The organism is Desulfosarcina alkanivorans (assembly GCF_009688945.1).
Taxonomy (GTDB): domain Bacteria; phylum Desulfobacterota; class Desulfobacteria; order Desulfobacterales; family Desulfosarcinaceae; genus Desulfosarcina; species Desulfosarcina alkanivorans.
In genome coordinates this window covers 6,039,493-6,057,996 of record NZ_AP021874.1, presented here as the reverse complement: position 1 = coordinate 6,057,996, position 18,504 = coordinate 6,039,493, and the positions used below count along the sequence as shown (strand labels likewise).

21 protein-coding genes are annotated in these 18,504 nt (G+C 44.0%); 3 read left to right on the top strand and 18 right to left on the bottom strand.

The window, feature by feature from the left end:
- Positions 1-37: 37 nt before the first annotated feature.
- From DSCA_RS26295 to DSCA_RS26280, 4 genes are all read right to left on the bottom strand, one after another.
- Complete coding sequence (locus DSCA_RS26295) at positions 38-331, bottom strand: hypothetical protein (protein ID WP_155319269.1); 294 nt, start codon at positions 329-331, stop codon at positions 38-40.
- Between the two features lie 61 nt (positions 332-392).
- The gene (locus tag DSCA_RS26290; RefSeq protein ID WP_155319268.1) at positions 393-626 is read right to left on the bottom strand and encodes a hypothetical protein; all 234 of its coding nucleotides are present in this window, start codon (positions 624-626) and stop codon (positions 393-395) included.
- A 92-nt stretch (positions 627-718) separates the two neighbouring features.
- Complete coding sequence (locus tag DSCA_RS26285; protein ID WP_155319267.1) at positions 719-1,135, bottom strand: ester cyclase; 417 nt, start codon at positions 1,133-1,135, stop codon at positions 719-721.
- 116 nt (positions 1,136-1,251) lie between these two features.
- The gene (locus DSCA_RS26280) at positions 1,252-1,527 is read right to left on the bottom strand and encodes a zinc-binding dehydrogenase (RefSeq protein WP_197904668.1); all 276 of its coding nucleotides are present in this window, start codon (positions 1,525-1,527) and stop codon (positions 1,252-1,254) included.
- 130 nt (positions 1,528-1,657) lie between these two features.
- Between DSCA_RS26280 and tnpC the strand changes: the two genes are divergently transcribed.
- The gene (gene tnpC / locus DSCA_RS26275; protein ID WP_155314961.1) at positions 1,658-3,049 is read left to right on the top strand and encodes an IS66 family transposase; all 1,392 of its coding nucleotides are present in this window, start codon (positions 1,658-1,660) and stop codon (positions 3,047-3,049) included.
- Here the strand turns inward: tnpC and DSCA_RS33355 are convergent.
- The 3 genes from DSCA_RS33355 to DSCA_RS26260 all read right to left on the bottom strand — a co-directional run bounded on the left by DSCA_RS33355 (position 3,010) and on the right by DSCA_RS26260 (position 5,305).
- Positions 3,010-3,261 (bottom strand): zinc-binding dehydrogenase, encoded by a 252-nt coding sequence (locus tag DSCA_RS33355; protein ID WP_197904667.1) that lies wholly within the window; start codon positions 3,259-3,261, stop codon positions 3,010-3,012. The two genes, tnpC and DSCA_RS33355, sit on opposite strands and share 40 nt — an antisense overlap.
- A gap of 215 nt (positions 3,262-3,476) precedes the next feature.
- Positions 3,477-4,430, bottom strand: a complete 954-nt coding sequence (locus tag DSCA_RS26265) for a DMT family transporter (protein WP_155319265.1) — start codon at positions 4,428-4,430, stop codon at positions 3,477-3,479.
- Between the two features lie 53 nt (positions 4,431-4,483).
- Positions 4,484-5,305: a hypothetical protein gene (locus DSCA_RS26260; RefSeq protein ID WP_155319264.1), complete on the bottom strand. Its 822-nt coding sequence runs from the start codon at positions 5,303-5,305 to the stop codon at positions 4,484-4,486.
- 272 nt (positions 5,306-5,577) lie between these two features.
- Between DSCA_RS26260 and DSCA_RS26255 the strand changes: the two genes are divergently transcribed.
- Positions 5,578-7,212, top strand: coding sequence for a sigma-54 interaction domain-containing protein (locus DSCA_RS26255; RefSeq protein WP_155319263.1), 1,635 nt, complete (start codon positions 5,578-5,580; stop codon positions 7,210-7,212).
- A gap of 628 nt (positions 7,213-7,840) precedes the next feature.
- Here DSCA_RS26255 and DSCA_RS26250 read toward each other — a convergent pair.
- The 3 genes from DSCA_RS26250 to DSCA_RS26240 form a co-directional block, all read right to left on the bottom strand.
- Positions 7,841-8,068: a hypothetical protein gene (locus DSCA_RS26250; protein ID WP_155319262.1), complete on the bottom strand. Its 228-nt coding sequence runs from the start codon at positions 8,066-8,068 to the stop codon at positions 7,841-7,843.
- 14 nt (positions 8,069-8,082) lie between these two features.
- A complete protein-coding gene (locus tag DSCA_RS26245) occupies positions 8,083-8,394 on the bottom strand; it encodes a hypothetical protein (RefSeq protein WP_174784000.1) in 312 nt (103 codons plus the stop codon).
- Between the two features lie 245 nt (positions 8,395-8,639).
- Positions 8,640-9,164: a DUF6125 family protein gene (locus DSCA_RS26240; RefSeq protein ID WP_155319261.1), complete on the bottom strand. Its 525-nt coding sequence runs from the start codon at positions 9,162-9,164 to the stop codon at positions 8,640-8,642.
- Between the two features lie 313 nt (positions 9,165-9,477).
- Between DSCA_RS26240 and DSCA_RS26235 the strand changes: the two genes are divergently transcribed.
- Positions 9,478-10,521 (top strand): IS110 family RNA-guided transposase, encoded by a 1,044-nt coding sequence (locus tag DSCA_RS26235; RefSeq protein ID WP_155314958.1) that lies wholly within the window; start codon positions 9,478-9,480, stop codon positions 10,519-10,521.
- A gap of 1,138 nt (positions 10,522-11,659) precedes the next feature.
- Here DSCA_RS26235 and DSCA_RS26230 read toward each other — a convergent pair.
- The 8 genes from DSCA_RS26230 to DSCA_RS26195 all read right to left on the bottom strand — a co-directional run bounded on the left by DSCA_RS26230 (position 11,660) and on the right by DSCA_RS26195 (position 18,284).
- Complete coding sequence (locus DSCA_RS26230) at positions 11,660-12,226, bottom strand: GNAT family N-acetyltransferase (RefSeq protein WP_155319260.1); 567 nt, start codon at positions 12,224-12,226, stop codon at positions 11,660-11,662.
- A gap of 77 nt (positions 12,227-12,303) precedes the next feature.
- Positions 12,304-12,849, bottom strand: coding sequence for a hypothetical protein (locus tag DSCA_RS26225; RefSeq protein ID WP_155319259.1), 546 nt, complete (start codon positions 12,847-12,849; stop codon positions 12,304-12,306).
- Positions 12,850-12,857: 8 nt separating this feature from the next.
- Entirely contained in the window at positions 12,858-13,256 is a 399-nt protein-coding gene (locus tag DSCA_RS26220) for a hypothetical protein (protein WP_155319258.1), read from the bottom strand.
- A 360-nt stretch (positions 13,257-13,616) separates the two neighbouring features.
- The gene (locus DSCA_RS26215) at positions 13,617-13,961 is read right to left on the bottom strand and encodes a DUF2584 family protein (RefSeq protein ID WP_155319257.1); all 345 of its coding nucleotides are present in this window, start codon (positions 13,959-13,961) and stop codon (positions 13,617-13,619) included.
- A gap of 2 nt (positions 13,962-13,963) precedes the next feature.
- Positions 13,964-15,307: a hypothetical protein gene (locus DSCA_RS26210; protein ID WP_155319256.1), complete on the bottom strand. Its 1,344-nt coding sequence runs from the start codon at positions 15,305-15,307 to the stop codon at positions 13,964-13,966.
- A gap of 651 nt (positions 15,308-15,958) precedes the next feature.
- Positions 15,959-16,420, bottom strand: coding sequence for a DUF3465 domain-containing protein (locus DSCA_RS26205; RefSeq protein WP_155319255.1), 462 nt, complete (start codon positions 16,418-16,420; stop codon positions 15,959-15,961).
- 617 nt (positions 16,421-17,037) lie between these two features.
- The gene (locus tag DSCA_RS26200; protein ID WP_155319254.1) at positions 17,038-17,835 is read right to left on the bottom strand and encodes a GDSL-type esterase/lipase family protein; all 798 of its coding nucleotides are present in this window, start codon (positions 17,833-17,835) and stop codon (positions 17,038-17,040) included.
- A gap of 71 nt (positions 17,836-17,906) precedes the next feature.
- The gene (locus DSCA_RS26195; protein WP_155319253.1) at positions 17,907-18,284 is read right to left on the bottom strand and encodes a M15 family metallopeptidase; all 378 of its coding nucleotides are present in this window, start codon (positions 18,282-18,284) and stop codon (positions 17,907-17,909) included.
- Between the last annotated feature and the right edge of the window lie 220 nt (positions 18,285-18,504).

Sequence of the window (18,504 nt, the reverse complement as noted above, 5' to 3'; positions counted from 1 at the left end):
GGTCATAGACATAAAAGGAACGCCATCCCATCTGCATTTACGTTGCTGAGCGAATCTCCTGACCAAGATCGACAAACCGCTTTTTCTCAATTTCAAAATCGTGTTTGGCCAATGAAAAGGCAATATGGTGGACAGGGGATTGATTGACGCTGTGGCCATCGAATCGAGGTTCTCCAGGCCCATTGGAAGGAATTCGATTGTCTAATAGGGCTATGACTTGAGGGGGACCTTTCAGATCATCGGAAATTTTTAGGAAAGTTACGGCCTCCAGGTCTTTGTATTCAGAAAACCCGACAACATCACGATAAAATTTTACCATATGCTCACGCATTTGGCGTTCTAAGGACAATTTCTGCTAATCGTTTTTGAATCAATTTTCTATCCTCCCTTCATCAAACTGGACCTGCGTCAAACAGCTGTCGCACTGATGGATTCATCAGAAGGACGCCAAAATCCTGATCGAGTTCGGCAATGGCATCGAGTGCACACTCGAAAACGACACCCAGCTGGGCTTCTCTGCTCTTAAATTCCGTTTCGGTTTCCAGGCGAATGAACTCCGCGGCTGGCCTGGCGGCAAAAATACGAAATAAGGCCAGATTTTTAAACAATTCCGGCATCGGCTTCATATCAAATACCTATATCTCCCAAAACCATTCTTGAGGCGGTGAACGCCGTTAGGCGCTCCCCCTGCCGTCTTGTTCGATTCAGTCGCTGTCAGCTATGACAATTCAGTAACCAACCCAAGTTGCTGGAAGAAACCCAGCATATCCAGCATCTCCCATTCCTCTATTATTTTACCTTCTGTGATCCGGCTTATGACAACTCCGGTTACCTTTATGGCTGTTTCAGTAGCGCTAATACCCATGTAATCACCTTGATGCGTCCCGGTCAGTGTGAAGCGGGTGCATACCTTGTTCTCGGCTGCGAATAAATCATCGATACTCAGATTAAGATCAGGAAACCCATGGCGAAGTCCTTGAATTAAATCCCTCAACTGGTCGATACCCTCCAGTTCCCCCTCGGAACTGCTATACCGGTACTCGGGATGGATAACCTCCTCAAGAATTGAAAAATTACCTTTGTTGAAGCCTTCTTTGATAAATAACCGTATGGTTTCGCCTGCTTCTCGTGACATAATTTACTCCCGTGTTCGACGTTCGGTTTCGTTCCAAACTCTTCGATAGTGCCTCAGATCACAGTTCAGGAAGGGTAGGGCCAAACCGTTCACACAGGAAGGCACGCTGTCGAATCTCATGTCGATGTTGTATTTATGGTTGATCTCGGCAATGCACCCATGGTCAGAACCACATTGCCTTTTTTATGTCCTTTCTCAACATACCGGTGGGCATCAGCAATACGCTCAAACGGATATTGTCGATCGATAACCGCTTTGAGTTGACCAGCTTCAATCAGCTCTTTGAGGAAGTTCATGTCTGCTTTTTTCTGATTTGCAGTTCCGCCGATTACCTTCTTGTCGGTTGTCACACCAGCCCAAAGCCCACGGATCAATGGCAAGTAAGCATTCACGGGGTACTTTGATGGTCCGATTGGCTTCGCAAGTCCCCGAAATCAATACACAAAAGTAAGGCTCCTAACCATCTGGAATAATTCAAAATAAATCTAGATTTTTCTTTTTGGCTATGATAGGGTGCTTTTCATGGCACTCAAAAGACCTTTTTCGGAACTCGATTGGCAACTGACGCCAGAGCCGGTGCGTCATTACATCATGGCTCTGGAACGGACGCTTTTCGATATGGAACAGCGGATTGCACTCCACGAAAAACGGCTCGAGAAGCTCGAGGTTCGGACCCGGAAAAATTCTCACAACTCCAGCAAGCCACCGTCTTCCGATCCACCTTTTGCGAGGAAGAAGAGAAAGCAAAAAAAGAGCAAAAAGGCTAAAGGCGGTCAGAAAGGCCATAAGCCGCACCAGCAGCAAGTGCTGGACCCGACCGAGAGCTATTGGTTGACCCCGCAACGTTGCTCATGCGGGCATTCGGCTTTCGATCAGGAAAAGATGAAAACGTTTTACGTACATCAACATATTGAGCTTCCCGAAATCGAAATGCAAGTCAATCACTATCTTCTCCAGCAATGCGATTGCCCTAACTGCGGTAACGTGGTCAAAGCCATGCTGCCACCTGAGATGTCCACCGGTTACGGTCCTCGTTTTACCGCCTTTATCGGTGAACTGAGCGGCATCAAGGGCATGAGCCGAAACGATGTCAAAAAGTTGTGCGAATCTGTATTAGACATTCCCATTGCCACCGGAACCATCCAGAAAATTGTCGACCGCACCTCAAATGCGCTATTGCCAGTCTACGAACGCATCGGCCAGATCGCCCGACGCTTTTGGTGTAACTACATCGACGAAACATCCTGGTTTAAGCAAAATGATCTGCACTGGCTGTGGGCCATGGTAAATGAACGGGTGGCATTTTATCGTATCGACCCACACCGGTCTAAGGAGGCCTTCGAAAACTTAATCCAGGATTGGAACGGCATTCTGGTCAGTGATGGATACGGCCTATACCAAAAATGGGTGCACCGCCAAACCTGCCTGGCTCACCTGATCCGCAAGGCCGATGCCCTGACGGAAAGAAAGAAACCCGACCTTCGCCGCTTCGGAGAAATCGTCGCCGCCTGGCTGAGGCAACTGGTATCGTTTGCCAAAGAACCTCCCGACTCAAAACAGTGGTCGGATTTTTATACGTTCTTCTTGTTCACCGTCTCCCTTTGGGAGGAGGACAAGACCGATGCTGGTAGACTTGCCCGTCAGATCGTACGGGAAATGGACAGTCTGTGGACCTTTCTCGATCACCATGGCGTCGAACCTACAAATAATCGCGCTGAGCGGGCCTTACGTTTTGGTGTGCTGTGGCGAAAACGCAGTCTGGGAACCCAAAGCGAAAAGGGTAATCGGTGGGTCGAGCGGATCTTGTCACTGAAAGAGACCTGCCGTTTAAATGAAAAGCCCACGTTCCCATTTCTCGTGGAATGTATTGCTTCCTACTTTCGTAATATAATGCCTGACCTTTCCTGGATTTGATTCATACGGGAATATCCCGTGAACGCGTACAATGGCAACAATGCGATATGGAGTGATCTGAGATAGATTCCATTGGGCGTCAATGAATTCAAATTGCCTGAAAACGAGCTTTTACCGACCGTGTCGAAGATGGTGTCATAGTTTCCCCCGTTAGCGGTAAAATCGTTTTGCGTATAATCAATTACCGCATCTGCCCCAAGAGACTTTACCACCTCCAGATTAGACGTGCTACCGGTAATGAGTCAAATCGGCTTTCGTTCCTTGCCACGACCATAACGCCGTGACCACGCAGAACGGCCTCTTCAACGATTCTGCTTCCAACATTTCCCGTTCTTCCGAATATCGTAATCTTCATTTTTCTTGAACCTTTCTGCCTGCCGTCCACAAGCTCGCCATCTTGTTAAGTTAAACCGCTCAATCACCATCATTAAACCGACTGCTTCCTTTGGGCTGGCTTGCTATCCTTTTCCCATTGAATTAAGAGCATCGCACTGACAACCAATAAAATGCCTGGTAAGGTAATAGGTATGAACTGTTCCATCCCCAGGATGATTCCTAAGAGAATGACGAAAACAGGCGTCAGGAAATTGTAGGCAGACACTTTGGTCGCACCAATCCGCACAATGGAGAACTGCAATAGAAAGAAGGTCGTGAGCGTCGTAAACAGGGAAAGATAGGCGATGCCCGCATACACATTCAGTTCAACCCCGACCCAGTCGATGGAGGCCATATCCTGCCAGCAGAGCACCAGGAACCACAAGCTGCCCCAGCAAAGCACCCAGAAAGTCATCAGCTCCATCGGCTCATTCCGGTACAAGCGCTTTATCAGTGCATTGTAAAGCCCAAGAAACAGGCAGCCGATCATAAAGACAAAATCCCCATAGTTGAGGTCCAGATTCATAAGCGCTTGCCAGTCCCCCCGAAACACGATCCAGACGGCACCAAGCGTACCGATGAAAATTCCCAAAGCGCGAATTCTGGTAATGGTATCCTTGTTGATGATAATTGCTAAAACCGCCGTAATTGTCGGCACCATCGTAAACAAGGCACCCGTGTTCAACAGGCTCGTGTATCTGAGGCTTTTGAACATGCACCAGAAAAACACGACCAATGGTATGCTGATGACAATGTAATTGATCGAACTTCTCAGTGATGGAAGCGAAATCCCATTTCTGACCAGAACGAATGGCGAGAAAAGGAGGGCAGCCAGCAAAAATCGGACAAACATCATTACCGCTGGCGGCAGCGCATGGGTGATGGTCGCAGCCACTGGAAACGAGCTTGCGATCAGGAGAATCGTTAGCAGCATCAATCCATGGACGTATCCGTTTTTATTTCCTTGGGCGGTCATAGCCGCCTTTGCATGTGCTATTTTCATCATTTGGTCCTCCCTATGGTTCACAGGCCCTGCTTGTCGCAGGGCCTGTGTAATTGTTATCTCTTGCTCAAAAGCTGGGGCGTTTCCTGGGAAAAGTCGATCCAGGGGTTCTTGCCCAATGTTTCCGTACCCTGCACACTGGGGTCTTCGTAGCGCATGACAAAGTGCTCGGGGCCATGCGCATAGGCTACTACCAGCCCATATTTCGCATCGAAATAACCACCGTGAGGCACCAATCCAGGATAGCTGATTCGCCAGGCATGACCGCTCTCACCGGCATGACCGAAGGTCAGCTTGCCGACCACATTGCCAGGCAAAACAAAAAACCAAGTGTAGGGCCCGCCGGAAACAATCGTCATCACCTCGTCGATCCCGACACCCTCGTCGGTGCTGTTTACGTGCAGTTTGCCGAACTTTTCTTGAAGATAAATTTCTACCTCTGGGCTTAACGCCTTCATATCGTAAACCTTCGGGTAAGGCGGCACTCCGATTTCAGATGTCGGTACTCCCCCGTTTTCGACCTCTGGCTCCCTCCCGGCATTTTCGATCTCGTTCAAAAGGTCGTTTCGGTCCAGTGAGAAAATCGAAATCAGCTCGTCGGCTTCCAAAGAGGTCAATGCGCGGGTCTGGGACGCCTTCAGTAAATGAGAGGCTTCATCAGGAAGCGGCAGTGTGCTCACCCGGACACCGATTGCCCGCAAAACCTCGTTGATTCCGCTGACACCGTATGTCGAAGGCGAACCATTGCTGTAGGACAGCTCGATAAATCCTTCCTTCAAAGGCTGGTTTTGGTTTTGCACATCTTGTTTTTTTGCGAATCCGTAGGAAAAAATGAATGCACTAGCCAAAGCGATCAATATGGCAAGGTATTTGTTCATGATTTCGTCTCCTTATTTTTTCAAAATATCGTTGACGATTGTTGCCTGCGATATTTGTTATTCAGTGTATTAGAGCTGCCGTTGATACCGATGGAGATCTTTACACCAATTTTTATGCCATACTCGAAAAATTTTTTTAAAATATGATTTTATTTGTTTTTTTTATTTAAACACCAAATATTTAATCTCAATATCTTGAGAATCACAGAAAGATGACTACATCTTTCTCAAGAATATGATTCTAAACTTTCAATCTCCATGGAGAGCTGATTATGGCCCAAACCAAGGGTGGGATAAAAGCGCTGGAGGCTAAATGCCGGCTGCTTGAAGGTCAGTGCAGTGAATATGTTGAAGCGTTGAAAAAGACAAACCATGAGCTTGAAGATCAAGTCTCCAAATTAAAAAAGGCGGAAGTTAGGCTATCAGACAGTGAGTCCAAATTTCGCAAAGTTTTTGAATACGCCCCCTTTGGTGCTGCCATGACGGATATGGATGGAAAGATCGTGCTTGCAAACCGAGCAATGTGCGAAATGATGGGGTATCCAAAAAACGAACTTGAAAACATGCATTTTTCCGAATTCACCCATTCGGATGATCAGGGCCCCAATATTGAGCTTTTCAAAAAGCTCGTTTCCAATGAAATAGACCACTACAAAATGGAGAAAAAGTATGTCCGCAAATCTGGGCAGGTGTTCTGGGGCAGCCTGGCGGTTATCCTCGTCAAAGAAACACATTCAAATGAAACGATGATCATTGGGATGGTCGAGGACATTTCGAAGCAAAAACTGGTCGAGGAGGAACTGAAGAGACATCGCGACAGTTTAGAGGCGATCGTTGCTGAACGAACGTCGGAGATCCGATCACTGAAAGATCGATTGCAAGCCGAAAACGTCCTGCTCAAACAGGAATTGGCCGACACCCACCGTTATGGGACGATCATCGGCCAAAGCCTTTCCATAAAAAGCGTCATTTCCCAGATAGAACTGGTGGCCCCAACGAAGTCAAGCGTGCTGATACAAGGCGAATCCGGAACTGGAAAGGAGTTAGTGGCTCGTGAAATTCATAAAAATAGCGACCGAAAGGCGCATGCGTTTATCAGGGTCAACTGTGCTGCCATTCCTAAAGAACTCTATGAAAGCGAGTTTTTTGGCCATGTTAAGGGTGCATACACAGGAGCGGTCAAGGACAGGGTTGGCCGCTTTGAAGCGGCGGACGGCGGCACCATCTTCTTGGATGAAGTCGGTGAAATTCCACTGTCTCTCCAAACCAAACTATTGCGGGTACTCCAAGAAGGTGAATACGAACGCCTGGGGGAAGAAAGGACTAGAAAGGTCGATGTACGGGTAATCGCCGCCACCAATAAAAAACTGAAGGAAGAAGTCAAGAATAAAGCTTTTCGCGATGACCTTTTTTACCGTTTGAATGTCTTTCCAATCCATGTTTCCCCGCTGAAAGATCGCATCGACGATATACCGCTGCTGGCATCCCACTTCATTGAAAAGCTCTCCAGGGAAATGAATCTTCCCATGCCTCAGTTGACTAAGGCAAATGTACTAGACCTCCAGGCATATGACTGGCCGGGGAATGTCCGCGAATTGGAAAATGCTATCGAACGAGCAATGATTCTTTCAAGGTCAAAGAAGTTGAATTTTAGGACTATATTGGAGGGTGAAGGAGTGCCGGTTGTTCCCGATAGACAGGATTCATCAAATTTATACGTCGATGGCATTCTTTCTGCCGATGATTTGTATGAGCTTGAAAGGGACAATATGATCCGGGCTTTGAAGCATTGCAATTGGAAGATCTACACCGATACTGGTGCCGCCAAATTGCTCGGTATAAAACCGACTACATTGATTGAAAGAATGAAAAGGATGAAGATTAAAAAGCCAAAAAATCAATCCTAATTGATTGCTTTTAAATGATATAGAATGAAGTAATATGACAATTGAAACCGCATTTGTAATTTGCTGTTGGAATAGCCCTTGTCGATGTGGAACATAAAATAGACGTCCATGAGTTATCAATGTTAGAGCATATAGCGCGTTACAGAGGGCTATCATCTGGTATACGCGTGCCTTCGTGATCCCAGCATCTGCGGCCAAATCATCATATGTGGCGTCTGGATTGTCCTTAAGATATTCGACGAACCGAAAGCCGTTCAAGACGGCATTGGTTGGTTCCTGTCCTTGAAGTAAGGATCTTTTCCAGTCTCTCTGTGTGATGGCCTTATCGACCGGAAAATTAGCTTGTTTCTGGCCTGAACGGAGGACCTTTTCTTGTTATTATATGTATAATAACAGAGGATTATCTCGGCGCATGATTTGGTTCGACGAGTGGATGATCCGGGGAGCCAAACAAATCAAGGGCTTAGCGAAATCACCCGCTAAGCCCTTTTTTTATTCCCCCGTATTTCCCCCTGCCAAATAAAAAAACAGATCCCAGTTGCCAAAAGCCAATTAATTTCTAAAGTCTGAAACATATCGGCCAATATAATCTCCACCTGAGGGGATACCCCACAGACTTGAACTGGCTTTAATTGCGCTGCCCTGAATCTCTCGCCCCCTCTATGGGCAAGGCCCCACCATAGGTCTTGCCCATTTTTATTTCCGATCCCACAAACAGAAACGACTGGCGCGTGTGTCCGGGGCCACCCGTTTTCAAAGAGCGCTTTCGCCACCGCCGGATCTTCCGCGCCGGTGGCCAGGGATGGGAAAAAGGAACTTCAACGGCCCCCAGGGTGGTAACTTTGTATTTTCCCATTTCTGGTACCCTTTTCATTGCCATTGAAAGGCATACCAGGCTGCGTTGCAGCGCCAGAGCAAAGCCCTTTCGAGGAAGCCCCGCAGGCCTGCGAGACCACCGCTACTGGTAACAATAGCGAACGCTGCGATTGCAGGAGCATACACCGCCAGGAAAAAGAGTGGATGGTTGCCGGTGAGCTGACCAAACACCGCTTCCATACGTTCCGACAGAAAGATGTACAAACCAAGGATACCCCAGGCCAAACCGAACGAGATCAGCAGAAATGGAATAAATGAGCGGAACGGTACTCGGTATACTTCACGCGCTGCAATGGTTGGGGACATATCCTTCTTCTTTCATGGCTAACGTCGCCGGATGAGCCGCGAGAATCGCAGTCGGCTCCATGGGCCTGATAAGTGGAGCGCGCAGCGCGACACGTTCAGGCCCATGGCGAAGCATCCAGCTTATCGCGAGTTTCAGCCGCCGCCTACACGGATTGTGTGCTAAAGATTAATTTTACCAAGAATGACCAACGATACACCTGCAAAAGCGCGATGGCGGCCGGTCTGTAAACTTTTGTTATGCTTAATTAATTATTTTTAAAATATAACTGAATTTCTCCTGAACAATTGCCACTACTGTGCATATGGCATTTGTCTATTTCAGGTATGAAACTATTTTTTATTCCAAGTTCATCAAGCCAGCATTTAATTCTGTATAAAACTCCACATTCGTACTTATCTATGACCCCTATCCTTTTGATACCTGTATACGCAAAGCATTTATCTTGTTTGAATTCCCATGCCATTTTGTCTTTATCAGGATATGTAAAAATAACATTCATAAAATTTGGAATCATTAATTTGGATGCTTCATTAAAAAATGACTTAAACGTGTCAAAGCTTTTTTCAGGTTCCATGCATTCTAATGTTTTTTTAACTCTTGCTATTTCAATTGCTGAAAGTGATTTTATTGCAGATTTATTAATCTTATTTGTTGCCTCGATTCCAAACTCTTGCAAACAATGAAAAAACCACATTCCATCATGAGTCATCCAACATTTGTTTAAGAGATCAACTGTTTCTTCTTGTTTAACATTTTTTGCTTTTTTCAAACTACCTCCTGTAGTTCAAATTTGAAAAATCATGTAGTCCTTTAATGTGTATAACGCCGGCATCACCCGCCATTCCCAGAGTGAGGAACGAACGACGGGAAAGGTCGGTGTGTATGCATATGATACTAGTTATGGCCTCCCAAAGAAACGGGGCTGTCGTGTAAACCCATCATCATATTTCCTGTTCTCCGACGAGCTTTTTAATACCCCATTCTCGAACAGAAAACATGATGATGGGTTGCCCCCTTTCACTTGCAACGGTAAACTTTTGTTACCCCTAACAAATACTTACCCAAGCAAAAGGAGGCACATCATGAAATTTTACAACCGACAGCACAAGTATTACTGCGGTGTCGATCTGCATGCCAGGAAAATGTATGTCTGCATCCTCGACCATAAAGGAAAAATTGTTGTTCACCTGAATATCAAAACCGACCCGGAACTCTTTTTCGAACTGGTGTTCCCGTTTATCGAAGACGTTGTTGTCGGTGTTGAATGTGTCTTCTGCTGGTACTGGCTGGCCGATCTGTGCGCCGATCACAAAATCGATTTCGTCCTTGGACACGCATTATACATGAAAGCCATCCACGGCGGCAAAACCAAAAACGATAAAATCGATTCTTACAAACTCGCCATGTTACTCAAAGGCGGCAATTTTCCCACCGCTTATCCCTATCCGGCCAAGTGGCGGGCAACACGGGATCTGCTGCGCCGGCGCATGTATCTGTCGAGACGATGCAGCGAACTGGTAGCCCATATTAACAACACCAATACCCAGTACAACCTGCCGGCGTTCAGGAAAAAATTGTCACGCAAATACAACCATGGCGGTGTCGCCGAAAGGTTTGAAGACCCGGCTGTCAGAAAGAGCATCGAAGTCGACTTGGCCATGATCGATGCCATGAATCAGATTCTTAAAAAGCTTGAATGGCATATCGAAAAAACCGCCCGCCAGCATGATTACCACACTTTATATCTGCTGCGCTCAATCCCCGGTGTCGGGCAGATCCTGGCCCTGGTAATCCTGTACGAGGTCCATGATGTCAGGCGGTTTCCCAGGGTACAGGATTTCTCATCCTATGCCAGGCTGATCCGGCCGGTAAAAGAGTCCGACGGCAAGTGGGCCGGGCACAGCAACAAGAAGATCGGCAACCACCATCTCAAATGGGCGATCAAGGAAGCCGCGATCCTCATGCTCAGGGATTCATCCCAGGCAAAGTATTTCGTTTCCAAACTGGAACACAAATACAATAAAGGCAAGGCTCTGGGAATCTTCACCCACAAGCTGGGCCGGGCCATTTACTTTATGCTCAAAAACAAGGAGGCGTTCAACATGAAACGATTCTTCGATCAATAGATGTGGAACCGGAAGGTGTCAACTTATCGCATAACTGAGATCAAACGGGCGGATCTGAGTCTCTCGATTTAAGACATGCAGCCCGACTGCGAAAAAAGAGTGGACCCGATGCCCGAAGCTCAATGCTTTGATTGGCGGCACCTTTCGGTTCCATCCACGCATACGGATAGCTTGACCGGTGGTGATCGTGTTCTGCCCCTTATCCGAGTGACACCCTAACTGGACGTCCGCCCGTCGGACGAGCCGATACCTTTGACTGCGCCGGAATAAGGGAATCGAAATATATTCTGAAGCCGCCTTAAGGTGGCACGCTGATTGTCAAAGAACCATCTGGCAAATCAGTCAATCCTGATAGATGTTTGGTGCAGACGCGTTATCCAAACGCGCTGACGCTCGCGACCGAAGACGCAAGCCGGAACCAACGAATTGCTTGTCAAGGGATCCGAGAAAAGAGACGGAAGAGGTTCGCTTAGAAATTGATTATTCCGATCCATGGGAGAAGTTTTTTCCTTGACAACCGGAGGCCATATAGATGTTGTGTGCCGGGCACGGCACGTATTCTGAAGGGTGCGATGAGCATAACCTTTGTTTTAAGGCTCATCAAGTCCCCAACCCAGCCAGAGGTATAGCGGTATGGCAACCGGGTAGCCGGTGACGGTGCCTGGGAAGGAGGCCGCCTTGCTACGGCAGGGTACCGCGAGCGCACGGGGCGATGAACAAGAACCGAGTCAGGCGGGTTTGGTGGGACGATCCTGCAACACAAGGTAAAGTCCTCTATCCATTATAGGCCAAATAGGTATACTCGGCGCTCGTGTGCGCAAAGATGCGTGTTCACCCCGGGAGATCTGCCGCAATGTCCGGAAACGGACTGACCGAACCGCAAGGGGAGGCGATCGCGTGGCAGAAGTCAGCAGAGGGCATAGTAGCCGGTGGAAAGGAGCCGGGCCTCCCGAAAGCGGGAGAAGTATACCCGGAGGCCTCACTCACCCCGACGAAGGCCCGAACGGTGCCCAGCCGAATGGTATGGGTAAATGGTCGTGGTTATTAAAAGAGCATATTCTTATCGGCATATTGCAGCTCCCGCTGAAATGCCGGTAGCGTTGTGCTTGTATCTAGCCCGGCAGGATTGATGTTTTTTTTATCTGCTCCTGTTCTGACCAGCCGGACCGCCGGATACGTGACCCGTATGTCCGGTGGTGTGGGAGGGGGTAGCCGCGAGGCTACTCCCTATCCCTATGGCCGATGTTTTGTATAAAAAGAATCCGTATCCAAGATTTGGATCTGGTTTTATCTTTTTGTTCAAAACAAAGCCGTTTCGTTCATAAAAATGATGGTTTCGAATTGAATAATCTGGAGTTTCAAGTACCCATAATGATTCATTTGGATACAGATTCATCACACCCCGTAAAAGCTTGCTGCCGATCCCTTTTCCGATAAAAATCCTGCTGAGAAAGATCCCAAAGAGTTCATAATGATCTGGATGTATTTTTACGATGCAACCACCAGCAATCTTATCATGAACCACACATTTGAAATAATCGTGGTTTCTCAACCAGTTCATGTGACAATGAATTTTGTCATTTCCAGGAGGACTTCCCGGTTTTGCGTAGTCTGGCTTATACCTCTCATCATCAACAAACGCTGAAATTGCGCACAACCGCAGCGCCTCTAAATCGATTTCTTCAGCTTTTTGAATTATTATCATTCCTCATGACCGGCCAACGTGTTGCTCAGGGGCAGCGTGGTTTTTACGCTGTCACCTGTAGCAAATTGTTAAACGATTTATTCATGAATTTCAGCAAAATGGATCTCTTTTTTAGTGGGATTATAATGCAGGTAATAACTAAAGCCTAAATATTTGTAATATTCCTCTCCTTTTTCATCCTTTGCTGTCCACCAGTAATAAGAAGGATGTGAAATGGAATGTTTCTGCATTTTTCCCATTTTTAATTGAAGCACAATCTTATTAACTTCTTCTTTAGTTGCATTAAACTTGAAGTATTCTTGCCAATCATCAAAACCACCAGTTGTACCGTAATAGACCTTCCTATCTGATAAACCAAAATGGGAAATTGAATTAAGACGTTCAATCCCATTTTTTCGCGGTGGAAAACCAATATAGAAGTAGGAGTAACCACAAGCAATAACAATAATGACAAGAGCAAAGATTGAGCTAAAAGTAATAATTATCCATTTAAATTTAGATTTCATATCGTTTAACGCCAACAATAAGGGGGAGGGAGCCCTTGTAAAATATTTTAATGAAGCAACATATATTAGTAAACGACTGATATTAAAAAGCCGACGCTTATCCAGCTCCCGCTTCATTGTTTTTGTTAGCCTTTATAGTTTAATAAAAATTTTTGCCATAAATCGTCTAAGCTCTTATCAAATGAAGTGATAAATGCATTTTGAAAATCATCACCATCCTGAATCATTAATAAAAACCTACGAAATCCTTTTTCATCTTCAGTTCTAAGAAAAGATATAAACATCATATTTTGCCTGTACATCATATGATGATTGAGTCCCCAATGTGATGCACTTTTTTGTGAGAATAAACCATCCTCTAAATTAGGTACAAAGTAATTACCATTTTTGATTAATTCTGTCGCTTCTAATTCAGAAACTGTTCCAGCGCCACCTCCATCAGAAACAAACGTAATAAAACCTTCTTTAAACCAAAATGGAAGCTTTCTAAGCTTGAGTAGACCTATCTGTTGATATAAATGCAAATGTGACAACTCATGAGTTAAATATTTTTGAATATTTTCCGGTTGATCTTTTAATCGCGGTGAAAGAAAAAGTTTATTACTTACTCCAGCTAATGTCTTTGCACCGTAAAATTTATAAAAACTATCTTCTGTTTCACACTTGAATAGACAATGCCGCTAATTTTAAGCAATCTTCTTTTGTCGCTTCCCTGATCATTATTTATCCTCTGAAGCACATAACATAACATTTGAAAAAAGATATTTGCCTATATTATAGACACTGCCTGAATTGCGGCGGGCTTGTCCAACTACAGGATAAGATCGTGGTTCGCTTCGCTCTCACGATCTATCCTTATTCGTTAGGTGATATTTTTTATACTTTTATGTGACGCTGAATGTTGAATAGTCATCTATTTTGCCACCTTTTATGAACTGTATTGTTTCTCTCCAATAATTAGTAAGAAATTTTTGTTCTTCTTCAGAATATATTCGCAGTATTTTATATTTTCCGATTGTGTTTTGATTTATGATGGAAAACTCTGTTACGATAACTTTGGCTATCGTTTCCCAATTCCCATTTATCAAATCAATTGGCATGTTGAGAGGATATATTCTATGTTCATCTTTTTTGAAGTTATACTCAACTCCAACCTCGATATCTTTATCAACTAAACCTTGCTTAGTTTTTAACTTTAGAGCCCAATTAAATTCTACTGGGAAACCCATCTCTATTTCTCCTTTGTGCCTTGATCATCAGGTATTTTAACTCTTAGTGACATACTGATAGGCCTTTTATAGTCCAGCACACGTTGTCTTTCAGATAATATACCCTGAGTTTCTTTTATTTTCGAAGAAAAATATTTTTTAACAGGCAGTGTTATTGCGCTTGCAAAAAAAGTTAACATCAACCCAATATTAGAACCTGAACCAGATATGTATTTTGATAATCCGCATGCAGCAGCACCAACACAAATGGAACAGAACAAAGTTTCTGCGGATCGCCATATTTTTAAAGAACTATCCGCAGAGCGTACCTTTTCTTTGTTTAAATGAACGATTCCAAAATCCTTATCTTTTAGCGTAAGGCTCAAACTAATGACATATTCATCCAATCTTGATTTGGCTTCCATCAAGTTTTCATTCGATGGCATAATCATCAATTCGTCTATTGCTTTTAAATAAATATTTTTCTGTGTTCGTGTTTCATTCTCCAAGATGATGAATTGTTCTTTGGTAATACACACTAATACATGATCTTTCAGTATCGTCGCATCAATATCTCTTGTATCTTCATTAATAAAATCTATCTCGAAATCGTTTTTAGGCAAAAATTCTTTTGAAACATCTACAAGCCTTGACGGGGCTTGTCCATATGGATGTCCTGCTACGATTTCACCGACACAAGAGGCATACGCAAAGTCAAATACCATTGTTCCAACTTCACTTAATATTTCATCATAAGCATTTAACCTCTTATCAATTTTTTTGCCTAAATTATTCCACCAAGTGCCGTGTAAAGTGCCGACTCTATCTAACTCATCCAAAGCATATTGCTTCAAATCATCTTTAAAAATTTCAAGACCATTCACCAACCTATCAATATTATTAACAAATGATAGTGACAATTGTGTCTTCCTGCTTGATAGTTGATCTAATGAGATAAAACGTGTGTTGTGATTAAAATTCGTACTATGTGACATTGTTGAGGCGTACATTTTATCTAAGTATTTTGCTGTATTCTCTATAATTTGATCATCAACCCATCGTAAAGATACCGAAGATCGATTATATAACCAATTAAATAAGGACGTAAAATCCTTACTATCATTATCTAAGACACTAACAATTTTGTTCGTTGACAAAAGGAATTCTATCAATTCTGGATCATCATTTAACCAATCCTGAACGCAAGGGTTGCAAAGTAACGAAGGAGCCGGCAATAATATATTTCTTGAAAACAGTATAGTTTTCAAAATTTCGGACCGACTTCTAACATAATCAAGTGGCCCTTTACCAGACTCAGCATAAGTATTTAAAGCATTACATAAGGGCGACCATTTAGCTTTATGCATAAAATGTTGCTCCTTCGCACCTAACGTCGCCGGATGAGCCGCGAGACTCGCAGCCTCCGGAACGAAATGGTTTTAATTTCGGGCCGGAGGCGAGAATCGCAGTCGGCTTCATGGGCCTGATAAGTGGAGCGCGCAGCGCGACACGTTCAGGCCCATGGCGAAGCAGCCGGCGACGATAAGCTGGAGCGCGGAGCGGTCCAGCTTATCGTTCTGCTCTCAGGCGCGAGGAACGAGCGTCGGGAGCAGAAGATGGTTAAAGGCTCTTATTTTCCTGTGCGAACCTCAAGATTACTTGGATTAAAACAAAAAAAAGAATTGCATCTAATCCAATAAATCTTTTTAGTGTTTTTTGTGTCTTGAGTAATAATTCTATATACAGGCCTATTGCATGTTAATATGAATGGACCTGTGCGAAACATTCTAAATTGCTTTGAAATAATGGTCAGCTCGTTTATTGGTGCCCATTCTTTTATAGATTTTCTTGCAGCTGAAACAATCCAGTAGAAATAAAAAACAACTATTCCTAATAGGATTATACCAGCCAATTGTTCCAGCATTTTATATTTTGACCTTTAACATTCGGCATAACCGGGCGGGGCCGCAGTTTGGCCCCGTTCCGAGTTTATACCGTGGTTACACGTTTTTGAAAGCCTATTGATACATTTTTCCACCATGATTTAACCAACCTCCTTCATGCTGGCCATTTGGATCATGGTGTGTCCAGTGAATAACGCCACCCTTTGAGTTCCACTCGTATCGACCATAAAAATTGACATGATCATCGACTTTAAGGTTTTCGATTTTTGGGGCAAGGTCGATGTTGTGAGCGATCAACAGTGTTTGGCTGGACTCCAATTTGAGAATAAAACGTTGGTGCCTGCTACCTTGATTATCGTCTGGTAGAATTATGATTACTTTACCTGACCCACCGACTTGAAATCCGTTTATTTTATTTTCAAAAGCATTTTTTAAAGCTCTATCGCTTGTGGAAAGCTCTGTTTTTGAAAAAGGCAGGAGTGTTTTTATAGAGTTCAGAGAAAAACTATCAGGATATCGGGATACGAGTGCATATGCCCCTAAACAAATTAAGAATATTATAAGGAGTTTTTTCATTTTAAACACCAATTTTCATCAGTACTGACGTGTAACTTATTTATTCAGTGGAAATCTGTCTTTCTGCAAAAAAGACTATTTTACAACAAAAATGAATTTTATTCGAATATTTCGCAATCTTGCGAAGACTATCATAAACTGTTGTTTAGTCAATACAATTTGTTTGATTGACTTAAGCTCCCTTAGTATCTACTATTCCACTTTGGCGTACTTATCGAATAAGGAATTCATGTTTTGCATAGCCAAAACATAATTCTCGTTGAACTGAGCCGCTGATTCTATTTGGATTTTAAAGCTCGATCCTTAGCGGAAGATTAACCGTTTTTCCCGGCCTTGCGACGATAAGGCCGTCGCACCGGTACGCCCAAAAAAAGTCACGATTATCAAAGAGCTTTATTACCTGCATTCTTCCGAAAAAGTAATTTCTCAACTTTCGGGATTCGTTTAGCTACATGTAAATTCAATTGGTTACGTATCGTGTTCGATACAAATAGCAGTGTTTTATTGGCAATGCAGCTTGTACTTTTTCGACGTTACCAAAGATATCTTACTGTTATTATAAAACAATACAATTTTTAGCGAATCCCGAAAGTTGAGTAATTTCCTTTATAAATAGATCATTCCTCAATATCGGGCTTGTTCAACAACCGGATAAGATCGCGACTCGCTTCGCTCTCACGATCTATCCTTATTCGTTGGGCTCTCTGTATTCCATCTCGCAGTGCGTTGATCCAGATTTCATTTCCCTTTGAATTCAGATGAACACCATCACCGTCGTGGAACTTATCTGCAAGGTTACCTGATGCATCAACAAGTAGGGAGCCTGCATCTACAAAAAAGACACGACTGCTGGTGTTGGCAAGCTTTTGGATGCTTGAGTTTAGCAGCTTGATGCGATCTTGGTTTCGGCCTTGCCGTTCCTCCCTCGACTCTTCATCAAGAGGAAGCACGGCACTGAAAACGATTGGAGTGGTCTTTGGGATTTTCTCAATAATGAGTCGGTAGTTTTCGAGTATCTCGTCGTTTGAGCGTCTTTTCATGTCGTTTATGCCGATGGCGAGAAGGACCACACTTGCCCTGTCGATTGACCTGTAATCTGGGAGACGTTTGAGAACGCCAAGAGTCGTGTCACTTCCGATCCCATAGTTCACCGAAGGGCACGTAACTGCTGAGACGCACAAGCCTTGTGTGATGCTATCGCCGATGAAGATCACCGATCCGTCCGGCACGTTTCCGTCTACTCGCTTATGATAGCAAAGCATTCGTTGAAAGTGCTGGGTGATTTCTGCAGACAATTCCGATTGTCGGATGCCAAGCTTGGTCTGCAACCGTTCGATAAAATCGCTCTTGAGCAGAACCACTGTCAGTAGCAGGTGCATTCCGATAAGGTAAATGATTGTAATTCGTTTTTTCATAGTTTTGCTGCCCAACGCTATGCTCACGGGGCGCGCGCTTTTTGCGCTCCCGTGCAGCAAAATGTTATAAATTATTCAATTATTTTATATTTTTTGCGGGCCAGATCCTTTGGCAATCCGTTAAAATGCCACCATTCATAACTTAGAGGAAAAAATCCGGCCTTTTTCATTGTTTTCGATAGAAGTTCCCGGTTCTTCTTTTGTGCTTCGCTAAGATCAAACATCTTGAGTTTTGCATAACCCCAGTAGATTGAAAGGTTGCTATTGTAAAAAGGTGTAAATCCCATATCAATTTCTTTATCACTTCCATCAACTATTGTTACATCAACAGCGATACCATAATTGTGCATTGATCCTTTATCAGGATTGGCAACAAATTTTTCAAACTTTGTTCCCTTCATTTTATCATACATAAGTTGAGATACACTTCTTGGGCGAGCAGCATCCATGACCAAAATTGAATAATCGGGGAATTCAGATTTTAATTCTTTTTGAGCTATGGATAATTTTTGAGCGACTTCTCTACGGAGATAAGCCTTACCTAAACGAGGCGATTTTGGTTTTGAACAGAAGTATTCTGGTAAAACATGGTAGAGAAATCGGGTTCTGCTGAGAATTTGATACTATTTCTGCAGACAAGCTATCCTGACCGAATTTGTTGTGGTCATA